General features: G+C 67.5%; 3 protein-coding genes. 2 read left to right on the top strand and 1 reads right to left on the bottom strand.

The features are described 5' to 3' along the window. Positions 1-112: 112 nt before the first annotated feature. Positions 113-2554 carry a TonB-dependent receptor plug domain-containing protein gene (locus PRtIB026_RS12990; protein ID WP_203647280.1) on the top strand — a complete coding sequence of 814 codons (2442 nt, stop codon included), beginning with the start codon at positions 113-115 and terminating at the stop codon, positions 2552-2554. Between the two features lie 310 nt (positions 2555-2864). Here the strand turns inward: PRtIB026_RS12990 and PRtIB026_RS12985 are convergent, their stop codons facing one another. Next, positions 2865-13691, bottom strand: coding sequence for a peroxidase family protein (locus tag PRtIB026_RS12985; protein WP_267813879.1), 10827 nt, complete (start codon positions 13689-13691; stop codon positions 2865-2867). Between the two features lie 658 nt (positions 13692-14349). Here PRtIB026_RS12985 and PRtIB026_RS12980 point away from each other — a divergent pair. Next, entirely contained in the window at positions 14350-16086 is a 1737-nt protein-coding gene (locus PRtIB026_RS12980) for a type I secretion system permease/ATPase (RefSeq protein ID WP_110739527.1), read from the top strand. Position 16087 lies beyond the last annotated feature (1 nt).

Below are 16087 nucleotides of genomic sequence, written 5' to 3'. Positions count from 1 at the left end.
CCTTTCGCGGCACAAGGCCGCTCCTACAGGGTTTGCGCGGCCCCTGTAGGAGCGGCCTTGCGCCGCGAAAGGGCCTCGCAGAGGCCCCATTGCCCTTCAAAAGGACATCCCCATGCCCCACCACACCCCCTTGGCCCTGAGCCTGGCCATCGGCAGCCTCGCCGTGCCCGCGCTGGCCGCCGAACCCACCGACCGCCTCGACACCGTGGTCGTGGTCGGCACCCACCGCAGCGACCTCACCGCCCTGCAAAGCGCCGCCCCGGTGGACGTGCTCAGCGGCGAAAAGCTCCAGGAAACCGGCGCCCAGGACCTGTCCGGCGCCCTCACCGCGCTGTCGCCCTCGTTCAACTACCCGCAGTCGCCCCAGGGCGCCTTCGCCGGTTCCATCGCCCAGGGCGCCTCGCTGCGCGGCCTGGCCTCCGACCAGGTGCTGGTGCTGGTCAACGGCAAGCGCCGCCACACCAGCGCCAACGTCACCCGCCAGGGCCTGGCCAACGGCCGTGGCGCGGCAGCGGTGGACCTGAGCCTGATCCCGCTGGCGGCGGTCGAGCGGGTGGAGATCCTGCGCGACGGCGCCGCCGCCCAGTACGGTTCGGACGCCATCGCCGGGGTGATCAACATCGTGCTCAAGGAGCGCGACGAAGGCGGCAACCTCGGCTACCGCTTCGGCGGCTACGACAAGGGCGACGGCCTGCAGCGCAAGCTCAGCGGCTGGAAAGGCTTCGCCCTGCCCAACGACGGTTTCCTCACCCTGGCCTTCGACGCCGGCAGCCAGGACCCGGCCAGCGACACCCGCGACGACAACCGGATCTTCTACCCCGGCTCCACCAGCACCAACACTGCGCGTGAGCAGAACAACCGCTACCGCAACTGGCGCTGGGGCTCGGGCAATGTCTCGGACCAGTACAACTTCACCGCCAACGCCGAAATGGGCCTGGGCGATGGCCTGAGCGCCTATGGCCTGGCCACCTACGCGCACAAGAACACCGACGCCGAGAACTTCTTCGACCCGCCCACCACCCTGCGCAGCAATTACGGCAGCGTGGCCCTGGCGCGCTACCCGGACGGGCGCCTGCCGATCACCCGCTACGGCCTGGAGGACTACGCCGTCACCGGCGGCCTGCGCTACGAGGACGAGACCCTCGGGCACTTCGACCTGGCCCTGAACCATGGCAACAACCGCGTCGACTCCACCGACCGCGATGCCATCAACCCCAGCTGGGGCACGGCCAGCGCCTCGACGATCTACACCGGCCGGCGCGAGGCCGACCAGACCAACCTGACCCTGGACTGGACCCGCGACTTCGCCACCGACCTGCTGTTCAAGCCACTGACGGTGTCCGCCGGCCTGGCCTGGCGCGAGGAGAACTACCAGCTCAGCGCCGGTGACGCACAGGGCTGGCAGAACGGGCCGCTGTTCAACACCGTCGACCCGCTGACCGGGCGACGCATCCCCGGCTACTACTCGGGCATCACCCAGGTCGACGCCGCCTCCCTCGACCGCCGGGTGATCGGCGCCTACTTCGACCTCGAAGGGCAGATCACCGAGCAATTCCAGGCCGGTTTCGCCCTGCGCAGCGAGCACTACTCCGACTTCGGCGACACCACCAACGGCAAGCTGTCGCTGCGCTACGACTTCACCCCCGAGATCGCCGCCCGGGCCAGCGCCAGCACCGGCTACCGCGCACCGTCCCTGGTGCAGTCGGGGCTGTCGTCGTTCAGCGTGCAGGTGGTCGAGCAGCCGCCGGGCAGTGGCAACTGGGTCGAGGTGCAACAGCGCACCCTGCGCGCCGACAGCCCCGAGGCGCAACTGCTGGGCGGCAAGGCGCTCAAGCCCGAGGAGTCGACCAACTTCTCGGTCGGCCTGGTGTGGCGCCCGCTGGCCAACGCGTCGCTGACCGTCGATGCCTACCGCATCGACATCGACAACCGCATCACCCTGTCCGACCAACTGCCGGCGTCGGTGGTCGGGCCGATCTTCGCCGGCACGCCCTACGCCAATATCCAGAGCGCGGCGTTCTACAGCAACATCGCCGACACCCGCACCGACGGCATCGAACTGGCCGGGCACTACCAGCTCGACCTCGGCGCCTGGGGCCGGCTGGACCTCAACGGCGGCTATGCCCGCACCAACACCCGCATCACCGGGCTGGACGATGTCGGCGGCATTGCCGGCAACCAGATCATCGGCCGCAACACCCAGGGGCTGATCGAGGACGGCACGCCCAAGGACAAGCTGACCCTGAGCGCCAACTGGCAGTACCAGGGCTGGAGCGTGACCGTGGCCCAGCGCCGCTACGGCCAGTGGCAGAACCGCAACGCCGCCAACCCGGCGCTGGACCAGACCTTCGGCGCGCAGTGGGTGACCGACCTGGACGTGGCCTACCGTTTCGGGCTGGGGCTGACCTTGTCGGTGGGTGCGATCAACCTGTTCGACAGCCACCCCGACAAGCTCGAGGGCGCGCAGCTGTATGGTGTGCAGAAGTATTCGATCACCAGCCCCGAAGGGGCGCAGGGGGCGTTCTACTACACCAGCCTGAGTTATGACTTTTGAGCGGGTGTGGGGGGGCTGGTGCCAGGCGATAGTCTTGCAGCGCTCTCGAGATCGAGCGCCGCCCGCGCGGCGCATCGCGGCACAAGGCCGCTCCTACATCTGTTTCGGGCCAGTCAATCCTGTGCCATCACCTGGTACGCCTTGTGAGTACGGCGCGGTTTCAGCGTGGGCACAAAGGCAGGCAACCATGGCCTGACAGGTTCGGCACGTTGCAACAAATGTAGGAGCGGCCTTGTGCCGCGATGCGCCGCGCGGGCGGCGCTCGATCGCATAGGCGCTACAACTCTCTCGCCAAACACATCGCCCTCCCTCAAGACGCGAGGATAAAGTCCGCCACCGTCACGCTGGTCGCATCCCCCACCCCGACCAGGCGGATGGAGTCAGGCCCCCCGAAACTGACCAGCGTATCGGCGCCCACATCGGCAATGCTGACACTGACGGCAAAGCTCGCCGCGGTAATGCTCAGCGCCGTGATATCCAGCCGGTCCTGCCCCCCTGCCGGGGCGGCGTCGAAGCCGAACACCTGGTCGGTGCCGAAGCCTGCCGCGAACTGGAAGATATCGTTGCCGTCGTTGGCCACCAGCGAGTCGTTGCCGGCACCACCGCTGACGATGTCGTCACCGGCCCCGCCATTGACGAAGTCGTTGCCGTTGCCGCCCTGCACGACATCGTTGCCGCCACCGCCCAGCACCGTGTCGTTGCCGTCGCCGCCGACCACCACATCGATGCCGACACCACCGTCGAGGTTGTCGTTGCCCGCTCCGGCCAGCAGCGTGTCGTTGCCGACACCGCCGTTGAGCGTGTCATCGCCCTCCCCTGCGTCGAGACTGTCGTCGCCGCCACCCCCGTTCAGGCTGTCGGCGCCGAGGCCACCGATCAGCTGGTCGTTGCCGGCATCGCCGTTGAGCGTGTCGTTGCCGGCGTTGCCGACCAGGGTGTCGTTGCCGCCGTCGCCACTGAGGGTGTCGTTGCCGGCACCACCGGTGATGACGTTGTTCAGCCCGTTGCCGCTGCCGATGAAGTTGCCGACGCCGGTGTAGGTCAGGTTCTCGACGTTGGCGCTCAGGCTGTAGCTGGCCAGCGCGGTCAGCACGGTGTCGATGCCGCCACCACCCGCCTCGACCACCACATCCGAGGTGGAGTCGACGATATAGGTGTCGTTGCCGGCACCGCCCACCATACGGTCACCGCCGGCACCGCCATCGAGCTGGTCATTGCCGGCCCCGCCGGTGAGGGTGTTGGCCAGCGTGTTGCCGAAGCCTGTGAAGTTGCCGCTGCCAGTGAAGGTGAGGTTCTCGATGTTGGCGCCGAGCTGATAGCTGAGCAGGCTGGTCTGCACCAGGTCGGTACCACCCCCAGCCGCCTCGACAACGCTGTCGCCGGCATTGTCGACCACGAAGGTGTCGTTGCCGAGGCCGCCGTCCATGGCATCCGCGCCAAGGCCACCGTTGAGGGTGTCGTTGCCGTCCTCGCCGAACAGCAAGTCAGCGTCGTCACCGCCGTTGAGGATGTCGTTGCCCGCCCCACCGAACAGCTGGTCCACCGCGCCCAGGCCATTGAGCGTGTCGTTGCCGCCCAGGCCGCGCAGCACATCGTTGCCAGCGCCGCCGGTGAGTGTGTTCGCCGCATTGGTGCCCACCAGGGTGACGCCGGTCAGCAGGCGCACCGCCGTGGTCGCGGCGGAGGTCACGGTTTCCTGGGCGCCGAAGCCGTCGGTGTAGCGCACGATCACCCGCAGTTGCTGGTTGCCCTGGGCGAAGCCCGGGGTGTAGCTCGCCGTGGTGGCGCCAGCGATGTCGACGAAGATGCCGCCCACGCCCTGCTGCCACTGGAAGCTGAAGGCGCCCAGCCCGTCGAGGTCGGCGATGCCGGCGGTCGAGGCGGTCAGCAACTGCCCCTGGTCCGGCGTGGTGTCGCTGATCAGCACCGTGCCGGTCGGCGCGTCGTTGACGTTGGCCACCGGGCCGAGGATGTCGGAGGCGGCGCGCTCGGCCACGCCGAAGGTGTCCACGTAGCCCACCTGCACCCGGACATGCTGGCCGACCTGGGGCTGGCCAAGGGTGAAGGTACTGGCGGTGGCACCGGCGATATCGACCCAGCCCGCGCCGTTGTTCATCTGCCACTGGAAGGTGAACGGCGCGCTGCCGATGCCGTCGGCGTCGACGATGGTCGCCGGGTTGGCGCTCAGCACCTGGTTCTGCACCAGCAGCCCGGCCACGGCGGGCCCGCTGCTGGGCGCGCTGTTGGCCGAGGAGTCGACGATCTCCAGGGTGCCCTTGGCGTCCTGGTACACCGCCCGCACGCGGATGTTCAGGCCGGCGACATCGTCCGCCACCCGGTAGGTGCTGCCGATCGCCCGCGAGACCTCGCCGGCGGCGACGAAGGTAATGTCCTCGTAGACGCCCGTGCCGGGGATGTTCTCCACCTGCCAGTAGTAGGCCACCGGCCCGCTCAGCGCGCCGCTGGGGTTGCTCGCGCTCTGGTTGTCGGCGTCATGCACCGCCAGGTCGCTGACCCGCAGCAACTGCCCGGCCACGGGCGTGTCATCGCGCAGACCGGTGGCATCGTCGACGATCGCCAGGTGGCCGCTGGGGCCGTTGTTCAGCGCGCTGCCCACGCCGGAAGCCTGGGCGCCGTCGGCGAACTGCAGACGCTCGATGCCGGTCAGGCGATCGACGCCGTCGCGGCCGACCACCGTGTCGGTGACGATCACCGTGTTGCCCTCGACGACGATGCGGTAGTCCGTGGCGATGCCGGAGAACAGCGCGGTGTCGTACTGGTCGGTACCGCTGAGGATCTCCCGCACGATCACCAGCTGGCCGGGGTTGTAGGTGCCCTTGAGCATCAGTGGCACCATCGGCTCCATGCTGTCGAACGAGGCGATCTCCGGCCCGCTGCCGTCGCTGTTGGCACGCACGCTGATGCGCACGTTCAGCCACTTGTCACCGTCGAGGATATCGTCGCCGCCACGCCCTTCGATCAGGTCGCTGCCACTGCCGCCGAGGATGATGTTGCCACCGTCGTAGAAGGTCGCGCCAACAGGCAGCAGCCCGGCCAGGCCGTTGATCAGGCTGATGTTGGTGAGCACGCTGCCGGTGGCCCCGGCGGTCGGCAGCGAGGTGGCGTCCTCGTTGTCGCCGCGCAGGAAGTCACCGTGCGCCGAGCCCGACAGGCCTTCCATGATGTCGAAGCGCACCAGCGCCGAAGCCCCCGAGCCCGGTACCGGCGGCACATCGAAGAAGCGGTCGCTGTAGTCGACGGTCACGCCCTGGGCCAGCCCCTTGAAGGTCGCCCAGTCATAGCCGGAGCCGCCGATGTAGCGATCGCCGAAACCGAGGCTGCCGACCATGATGTCGTCGCCGCCTTCACCGTTGAACTTGTCGTTCTCGTTGCCGCCGACGAACACGTCGTTGCCGATCACCGGATCGTTGCCGAGAGGGTCGAAGTTGTCGCCGGGGGCGCCGTCCGAGGTGCCCTTCTCGATCCAGTCGTCGCCTTCGTTGCCCATGTCCTGCTCGTTGGCCTTGCTGCCGAGGATGAAGTCGTTGCCCTGGCCGCCGATGGCCTCGGAAGCATCCTCGCCGGTGACGATGAAGTCATTGCCGAAGCCGCCGATGATCAGGTTGACGCCATTGCCGCCATGCAGCACATCGTTGCCGTCGCCGCCCTGGATGTTGTCGTCGCCGCCCATGTCGCTGATGATGTCGTCGCCGGCACCGCCGCGCAGCTGGTCGTTGCCGTAGCCGCCTTCGATACGGTCGTTGCCGCCGTCGCCCCAGACCGTGTCGTCGCCTTCGCTGGAGACGAGGATGTCGTCGCCCTGGGTGCCGCCCAGCACGATGTGCTGGTCACCGGCATAGCGGATGTAGTTGCTGTCGGGCCCGACGGTCAGCGGGCTGTCGCGGAACACCACCTGCTGGCCGTTGTCGCCAAGCGGGTCGGCGTTGCCCAGGCCGTCGTTGTACTGCTTGCTGCGGTCCAGCTCCAGGTAGAACCCGGGGTCGGAGAACACCAGGCCCGGCAGGTGCGTGGCCGAAGTGTTGGCCATGATCAGCTTGGCGAACGAGTTGCTTTCCAGCTCGGCGTTCATTGACAGGCCGGCGGTGCGCTCCAGGTAGTAGAAGCGGTCACCGTCCTGCAGTTTCTCCAGCTGGTTCTCGAACACGAAGTTGAAGGTGCTGCCGAGCATGCCGCCGAACGGGGTCTTGGCCTCGGCCAGGCCGCCAATCCACAGGTCGATGGCATCGACGCCGGTCACGGTCACGCCCTTGAGGTCATCGACAGTGCCCAGCACCCCGTCCTTGCCCGCCAGCGTCACGTTGGCCCAGCTGCCGCTGCCGTTGAGGAAGTCCAGGCGGTCGGACGGCGCGTCCGCGCCACCGAACACCAGGGCCAGGGCCGCGGCGCGCTTGCCGTCGAGGGTGGTGGCCGAGGTGATGGAGCCGTGGGTGCCGTAGGCGGCGATGAAGTTGATCAAGGACTCCGGGTGCTTGAGGTGCTGCACCAGGTCGACCCAGCTGGTGTACGGCTTGAGCTGGGTATCGCCGGTCTGCCCGAAGATGTCGCGGCGCACGGCGTTGAGCGAGGGGATGCCGACATCGCGGCCACGGGCGATGTTGATCGCCGGCAGGTCCAGTGGCAGGCCGAGCAGGTTGTTGCGCAGCGCCTCGGTGACGAACTCGTCGATCTCGTTGCCGGCCTGGCGGGTCACCCCGCGCACGATGGCACTGGTTGCCTCCTCGGGGGTCACGCCGCTGGCGGCGTAGGCCAGCGGGTTGAGGAACGCCGCGATCAGGCCCATCTGCTGCTCGGGGTTGGCGCTGGCCGGATCGCCGATCACCTTGAAGTCGATGTCGAAGCGGTCGACGGTCTCGGTCAGCATCGAGTGGCCGAAGCGGTACACGGTGTGCGCGAACTCGGCGACGATCGAGGCATCGAGGTCGACGTCGTAGACCTGGGTCGGGGCGAAGAACAGGTCGACGCGCGGCTGGATGGTCCGGGCGAACTCCTCGAACACCAGGTGCTGGTACTGCATCTCGGTGCCGAACTTGGCCGCCTGGAACAGTCGCTCGCCGTTCCACACCAGGGCGTCGATCTCGGCCTGGCTGACGGGCAAGGCGCTGACCGGGGTCAGCAGCCACTCGTTGAGGAAGGCCAGGTCGCCCGAGTCGAGCACGGTGTCCTGGGTCTGCGCCACCAGCCGGTTGTGCTCTGAGTGGAAGATCGCATGCACCGCGGTCAGGCCGATGTTCTCGTTGACCCGGCCATCGCCGGCGATGTAGTGGGCGTCCAGCAGTTCATTGTCGTAGGCCAGGTTGGCGCCGGTGTGCGGGTTGACCGGCACGGCGTTGCCGGTGGCGCTGTCGGCATCTGGCGCCAGCACGCCGCCGATGGACACCGGCACGGCATTGTGGGCGATGTCGGCGAGGAACTGGTGGCCGGTGCGCACGGCGTGGGTCAGGTCGATCGGCGCCAGCGGGTTGCCTTCGACCAGCACATCGTCGGCGGTGCCACCCAGGCCGTCGGCGCCCTTCATCACCACCATCGGATAGCCATGCGGCCCCTTGATGAAGTTGCCGTAGGCATCGGTGGCCAGCAGCGGCACGTTGTCGACGTCGGCGTCGGTCAGGTGGATGCCAAGGATGTCGTTGGCCTGGGCCTTGACCACCTTCCAGGTGGCCATGCCACCGATCTCGCTGTCGTCACCGGTGCCGAACTTGCCGTCGGCGCCCAGGTCGCGGTTGGTGATCAGCCGACCGGTGGCGATGGGGCCACTGGCGGTGAGCTGGTAGCCACGCAGGAAGACCTGGTGCGAGGGGTGCGAGCTGTAGGTCTGGTTCTGGTCGACGAACGGCGTGGTGGTATTGGTGTGCTCGTGGATGTCGTCGGCGTTGCCGAGGATGCCGTCCGGCCCCGGCAGGTTGGTGGCCCGGGTCAGCACCATGAAGTTGGCGGCGCCGCCCGGCACGTACAGCGGGTCGTCCGGCTGCAGGGGTATGAAGATGGTCCCCGAACCGCCCTTGGTGACCAGGTCCAGGCCGTGGTCGAAGAACTGGCCGAAGAAGGTCATCCAGGCGTTGAACGGCGCCGACAGCCCGGCATCCGCCGAGGTGTTCTCGAACAGGAAGACATCATGGTCGTCGCCGGTGCCGAACTGGCCGTCCATGCCGGGGCTGGCGACGACCCGCACACCGTCCTTGAGCTGGTCGTCGTTGCCCGGCGTGCCGAAGTCCAGCACGCCGTTGGCGCCGGGGTCGTAGGCGCTGGCGTAGGCCGCCGGGTTGTTCGAGGTCTGGTCGACGATCAGATTGCTGATGGTGCGCGGCTCTGAGTCGAACACGTAGCCGCTGGTCTGCTGGTACGACGAGCCGGGGATGGCCGGCGAGCCGGGGCCGAAGAACCCGGCGGGCGCGCCCTCGGCGGCATTGAACACCGGGTCGGTCAGGCGCGGGAAGACATTGTCGGCGGCGCCATACTCGGTATGGTCATGGCCATTGAGGTTCATCAGGTTGTTGTTAGAGCCGTCGACCGCGCGCAGGCCCAAGGGCGCGCGGATGTTGGGGATCAGCGAGAGGATGTCCTGCCCGGCGGCATCCGCTTCGGCAATCTTGATCTGGGCAAGGATGAAGTTGAGGTCGGAGCGGACCATATGCAGGCCCTCGCCCCCCGCGCTGGCATCGACCACCGGCGTCGGCGCGGTCGGCACCACCGGCGCGCCGGCCTCGACCACGGTGGTGGGCGCGCTGAACAGCACCTCGGTGGTGCCGTGGGCGTCCTGGTAGATCGCCTTGACCCGCAGCGACAGGCCGACCAGGTCCGGCGACACCTTGAACGCGGTGCCATCGGCGCTCTGGAACGCCAGGTCGCCGGCCGGCAGCAGGATGATGTCCTCGAACACACCGCTGCCGGGGTCGGCCTCGAACTGCCAGAAGTAGGACACCGAAGCATTGGCCAGGGTGCCCAGCGGGTTGCCCGCCGTGATGTTGTCGCCGTCGCGCACCCCGGCCATGCTCACGCTGAGGATATCGCCCACGGTGATCGCGCCACCGTTGCCGTCACTGAGGCTCGGGCTGCCAGTTGGCTGCGCGTTCAAGCCCGGCACCAGCACGCGCTGGGCATCGGCGAACTGCAGGCGCTCGATGTGCAGCAGGGTATCGGTGCCGTCACGCCCGGCCACGGTATCAGCCACGGTCCACACATCGTCCGCCAGGTCGGCGGTGCCGCGGGTGTCCTGGGTCACCACGTACTCGGCCTGCACCCCGGAGAACACCGCGGTGTCGAAGGCCGCGCCGCCAGTCGAGGTGCCGGGCAGGATTTCCCGGATGGCCTTGAGCTGGCCGGGGTTGTAGGTGCGGTCGAGCATGAACGGGATCATCTCGACCATGCTGTCGAAACTGGCGATTTCTGGCCCTGTGTGGTCGAGGTCATCGGCGGCGTAGACCGCGATACGCACGTTGAGCCACTTGTCGCCGTCGATCAGGTCGTCGCCGCCACGGCCCTCGATCAGGTCGCTGCCATTGCCGCCCAGCAGGATGTTGCCGGTGGCAAAGCCGGTGGTCGGCAGCCCCGCGTCGGCGAGGAACTGCGCCAAGCCGCGGATCAGCGCGACATTGCTCAGGGCGCTGCCTGTGGTGCCGCCATGGTTGAGGATGGTGACCGCATCGACGTCGTCGCCCTTGAGCACGTCGGCGAAGCGCGAACCGGACAGCCCCTCGACCTCGGCGAAGCGATCGAGGATCGACGCTGGCGAAGCGCCGACCGGGTTGAACACCCCGGCGTTCTGGTTCGGCGCGTTGCCATGGGGCTGCGCCAGCGCGGCCAGGCTCAGGTCGGCGGTGACGCCGACCTGGTCGTTCTTGTAGGTGATCCAGTCGAAGCCGGACATGCCGTCCATCTTGTCCTGGGCATCGCTGCCGACAAAGATGTCGTCGCCGCCCTCGCCGATCATTTCGTCGAAGCCGCCGCCCCCGACGAAGATGTCGTTGCCCACCACTTCATCGGTAAGCAGCGGCGCGAAGTTGTCGCCCGGCGCGCCGTCCTGGGTGCCCTTCTCGATCCAGTCATCGCCTTCGTTGCCGGTGGGCGGCAGGTTGGTCTTGGCGCCGAGGATGAAGTCATCGCCCTGGCCGCCGAAGGTGGTGCTGATGTCCTCGGTGGTGATGATGAAGTCCTGGCCGTCGCCGCCGAGGATCAGGTTGCCGGCGGCGAGCATGCTGCCGGCGACGATCACGTCGTTGCCGGCGTTGCCTTCCAGGCGGTTGTCGCCGAACGAATCGGTGATGATGTCGTCGCCTGCGCCACCGAGCACGGCATCGTTGCCGGCTCCGCCCTCGAGGTAGTCGTTGCCGCCATCGCCATAGAGCGTGTCGTCGCCTTCGCCGGAAAGGATGATGTCATCGCCCGAGGTACCGCCGAGCACCACATGGTCCTCGCCGGTGTAGTGCAGGTAGTTGCCGTCCGGCCCCACGGTGTCGGGGTTGTCGCGAATGACCAGCGGCACGATCTCCACGCCGTTGATCTCGATCCCTCCGGTGGGGTCGGCGCGACCGTCGCCGCCAAGGCCGGTGAACTGGTTGGCCTGGTTGACCTCGAGGGTGAAGGTCGGGGTGAGGAACACGGTGTTGGACAGGTGGGTGACATCCGAGTTGGCCATGATCAGCTTGGCGAACGAGTTGTTCTCCAGCTCCGCGCCGAAGTTAAGGCCGGCGGTACGCGACAGGTAATAGAAGCGGTCGCCGTTCTGCAGGGCCTCCAGCTGGGTCTCGAAGACGAAGTTGAAGGACGAGCCGAGCATGCCGCCGAAGGGCATCTTCTGCTCGGCCAGGCCGCCGACCCAGAAGTCGATGGCGTCGACCCCGGTCACCGTCACCCCGGTCAGGTCGTCCGCGGTGCCCAGCACGCCATCCTTGCCGGCCTTGGTCACGTTGGCCCAGGCGCCGCTGCCGTTGAGGAAGTCCAGGCGGTCGGACGGCGCGCCGCTGCCGCCCAGCACCAGGGCCAGGGCGGCGGCGCGCTTGTCGGCCAGGGTGGTTGCCGAGGTGATCGAGGCGTGCGTGCCGTAGGCGGCGATGAAGTTGACCAGCGACGCGGGGTGCTTGAGGTGGTCGGCAAAGTCGACCCAGCTGATGTAGGGCTTGAGCTGGCTGTCGCCGGTCATGGCGTAGAACTCGCGCCGCGACTCGTTGAGCGAGGGGATGCCGGTGTCGCGGCCACGGGCCAGGTTCAGCGCCGGCAGGTCCAGGGGCAGGCCGAGCAGGTTGTTGCGCAGCGCCTCGGTGACGAATTCGTCGATCTCGTTGCCGAGCTGGCGGGTCACGCCACGGATGATCGCCCCGGCCGCTTCATCGGCGGTGGCGCCGCTGCCGGCGAAGGCCAGCGGGTTGAGAAAGGCGGCGATCAGGCCCAGTTGCTGGTCCGGGTTGTCCGGGTCGCTGAGGATCGGGTTGAACGCCGGGTCGAAGCGGTCGACGGTCTCGGTCAGCATCGAGTGGCCGAAGCGGTACACCACATGGGCGAACTCGGCGAGGATCGCCGGGTTGATCGAGGTGTCATAGCCGCTGGGGGCGAGGAACTCGTCGATCTGTGGCTGGATGGTGCGGGCGAACTCCTCGAACACCAGGTGCTGGTACTGCATCTCGGTGCCGAACCTGGCCGCCTGGAACAGGCGTTCGCCATTCCACACCAGCGCCGCCACCTCGGCGGGCGTGGCGGGCAAGGCGGCCACATCGTCGATCAGCCACTCGTTGAGGAACGCCAGGTCGCCCGAGGCGAGGATGGTGTCCTTGGTCTGCTGGACCAGGCGGTTGTGCTCGGCGTGGAACACGTGGTGCACGGCGGTCAGGCCGATGTTCTCGTTGACCCGGCCGTCACCGGCAATGTAGTGGGCGTCGAGCAGTTCGTTGTCGTAGGTCAGGTTGTTGCCGCCCGGGCCCATGGGCTGGGCATTGCCCACGGCACTGTCGGCATCGGCCTGCAGCACCCCGCCGACCAGCACCGGCTCGGCGTTGTGGGCGATGTCGTCGAGAAAACCATGGCCGCTGCTCACGGCATTGACCAGGCTGATGGGCGCGGCGCGGTTGCCTTCGACCAGCTGGGTGACGTCGTCGGCGGTGCCGGCAATACCGTCGGCGCCATTGCCCACGCGGATCACCACCTGCGGCATGCCGTTGGGTCCGCGCAGGAAGTTGCCATAGGCGTCGGTGGCCAGCAGTGGCACCCGGTGCACGTCGGCGTCGGTCAGGTTGATGCCGAGGATATCGCGGGCCTGGGCCTTGACCACGGCCCAGGTGGCCATGCCGCCGTTCTCGCCGTTGCCATCGTCGCTGGTGCCGAACTTGCCATCGGCGCCCAGGTCACGGTTGGTGATCAGCCGCCCGGTGGCCACCGGGTGACCAGCCGCGTCGAGGGCGTACTCGCGCAGGAACACCTGGTGCGAGGGGTGCGAGCTGTAGGTCTGGCTCTGGTCGACGAAGGGCGAAGTGGTGTTGGGCTGGCCGTCGTCGGCGGTACCGACCACGCCATCGGCGCCGGCAGTGCGCACGGCACGCGGCAGCACCATGAAGTTGGTCGGGCTGTTGGCCACGTACAGTGGGTCGTCCGGTTGCAGCGGGATGAACACCATCTGGCTGCTGCTCTTGGTGACCAGGTCCAGGCCGTGGTCGAAGAACTGGCCGAAAAAGGTCATCCAGGCGTTGAAGCCGGCGGTCAGGCCGGCGTCCGGCGACTGGTTGGGGATGAAGAACACCTCTTTGTCATCGGCGGTGCCGAACACCCCGTCGATGCCGGGGCTGAGCACCGGAGCGGCGCCGCCGTTGGCGTCGACCGCGGCCGGGTTGTTGGCGGTCTGGTCGACGATCAGGTTGCTGATGGTGCGCGGCTGGCTGTCGCTCACCGTGCCGGTGCCGGCATATGCCGCGCGGTACTGGGCATCCATCAGGCGCAGGAAGGCGTTGTCCGAGGCGCCGAACTCACTCTGCCCGGTCACCAGGTTGTTGTAGCTGCCATCGACGGTGCGCAGGCCGAACGGCACCTGGCTGTTGGGCAGCAGGTCGATGAGGCTGGCGCCCTTGGCGTGGGCCTCGGCGATGAAAATCTGCTGGAGGATGAATTGCAGGTCGGACTTGCTGAAATTGGCCATGATGGTTGACCTCTGTCTGTCGGGAGCGAGGCGCAGGCGCCCGTCGCGCCCGGTCGGTGGCGTGCACGGTCATGCAGTTGGTTTTTTTATGGCGAATACGGGTGCGCGACAGCGTTACCCGTCGTGCGGGCTACGTGCCTCGGATTCGCGAAGGTTCAGGGCTCGCCGTCGCTCAGGCGCGGCGCTCCCGGGCCCGGGGCGGGCCATGGTTTCTCGAATGGCAGGGGAACGTCCTGTAGAGCCCATTCACTCGGTACAAGAACAGGAGACGAGTCATGTTCTGCTCCCACAGGAATGTCGACAAGGATTCGCGAGGGGTCGGGGCGACAGCTGGCCTGCGGCGAAAGTTCCCACGAACTGATTAAGACTAAAGTTGCGCGGCAAAATATTGTCAATATCTCGTCAGCAAAAAATGTCGCGCATCGATAATGCTTATCAAGCCACTGTTTTTAATAGGAACTTGAAGGAATCAATAGAGCAAAAAGATATTACAAGATATTTCTACGCAACCTACTCTGCTGTTTGTGGGCTCCCTGCAGCGTATTTGGAATAACCCGCCAAAAGAGCGACAAAACCTTCTGCAGGCCAGCAACCACAAGGCTTTTAGCCCGACCACCGCAACGGCGGCCGGCATTTTTCGCAGAGGGAGGCTCCCCCGATGACCAGGCAGACAGGTACCCGCTCCGAGCTGGCCGAGGCACTGTTTCAACTGCGACGCAGTTTCTATGCCCTGGCGGTGTTCAGCGGGGTGATAAACGTCATGATGTTGACGCCCGCCGTGTACATGCTGCAGGTATACGACCGCGCGCTGGTCAGCCGCAACCTCACGACCCTGGGCATGCTGACGGTGCTGGTGGTGGGGCTGTTCCTGCTGATGACCACCCTGGAGATGCTGCGCAGCCGGGTGCTGGTGCGGGTCGGCAACCGCCTGGACATGGCGCTCAACCGGCGCCTGTTCAGCGCCGCCTTCGAGCGCAACCTCAGCCGTGCCGGCGGCAGCCCCGGCCAGGCCCTGCAGGACCTGGCGCAGGTGCGTCAGTTCCTCACCGGCAACGGCCTGTTCGCCTTTTTCGACGCGCCCTGGACACCGATCTACCTGCTCGTCGCCTACCTGATCCACCCGCTGCTCGGCCTGGTCACGCTGGTCGGCTCGCTGATCCTCGCGGCACTGGCCTGGCTCACCGAAAAGGCCACCAAGCAGCCCCTGGGCGAGGCCAACCACGCCGCCCTCGCCTGCGCCCATTACGCCAACAACAACCTGCGCAACGCCGAGGTGATCGAGGCCATGGGCATGCTGGCGTCGATCAGCCAGCGCTGGTTCCAGAGCCACCTGCGCATCCTGCAGATGCAGACCCTGGCCTCCGACCGCGCCGCCGTCATCGGCAGCATCGGGCGCTTCGTGCGCATCACCCTGCAGTCGCTGATCCTCGGCACCGGGGCCCTGCTGGCGATCGAGGGCAAGATCACCCCGGGCATGATGATCGCCTGCTCGATCCTGACCGGCCGGGCCCTGGGCCCGGTGGAACAGGTGATCGCCGCGTGGAAGCCACTGCTCGGCTGCCGCCTGGCCTGGGGCCGGCTCAACGGCTTGCTGCAGGACTATCCGCAGCGCCCGCCGAGCATGTCGCTGCAACGGCCGCTGGGCATGCTGGCGGTGGAGAACGTGTATGCCGGCGCGCCCGGCACCGGCAGCACCATCCTGCGCGGTGTCAGCCTGGGCCTGACCCCGGGTGAAAGCCTCGGGGTGATCGGCCCGTCAGCCTCGGGCAAGTCGACCCTGGCGCGGTTGCTGGTCGGGGTGTGGCCGGCCCAGGCCGGCAAGGTGCGCCTGGACGGCGCCGACATCTTCACCTGGAACAAGCGTGAACTGGGCCCCTGGCTCGGCTACCTGCCCCAGGATGTCGAGCTGTTCGAAGGCAGCATCGCCGACAACATCGCCCGCTTCGCCGAGGTGGACAGCGAGGCGGTGATCCGCGCCGCCAAAAGCGCCGGCGTGCACGACATGATCCTGCGCTTTGCCCAAGGCTACGACACCCGCCTGGACAGCGACGGCGGCCCGCTGTCCGGCGGTCAGAAGCAGCGTATCGCCCTGGCCCGCGCGCTGTACGGCGAACCCAACCTGATCGTGCTGGACGAACCGAACGCCAACCTCGACGACCTCGGTGAGAAAGCCCTGGTCGACGCCCTGGCCGAACTCAAGGGCCGCGGCGCCACGGTGGTGCTGATCTCGCACCGCCCCAACGTGCTCTGCGCCGTCGACAAGGTGCTGATGCTGCGCGACGGCGCCGTGCAGATGCTCGGCAGCCGTGAAGAAGTGTTCGCCGCCCTGCGCACGGCCAGCGTGATCCCCGCTGGCGCCGCGACCCCGCTGGCCGCCGTCAAGGTACGGGAGTGAC

This window comes from Pseudomonas sp. RtIB026, assembly GCF_016861355.2.
Taxonomy (GTDB): Bacteria; Pseudomonadota; Gammaproteobacteria; order Pseudomonadales; family Pseudomonadaceae; genus Aquipseudomonas; species Aquipseudomonas peradeniyensis.
This window is presented reverse-complemented; position numbering and strand designations above follow the sequence as displayed.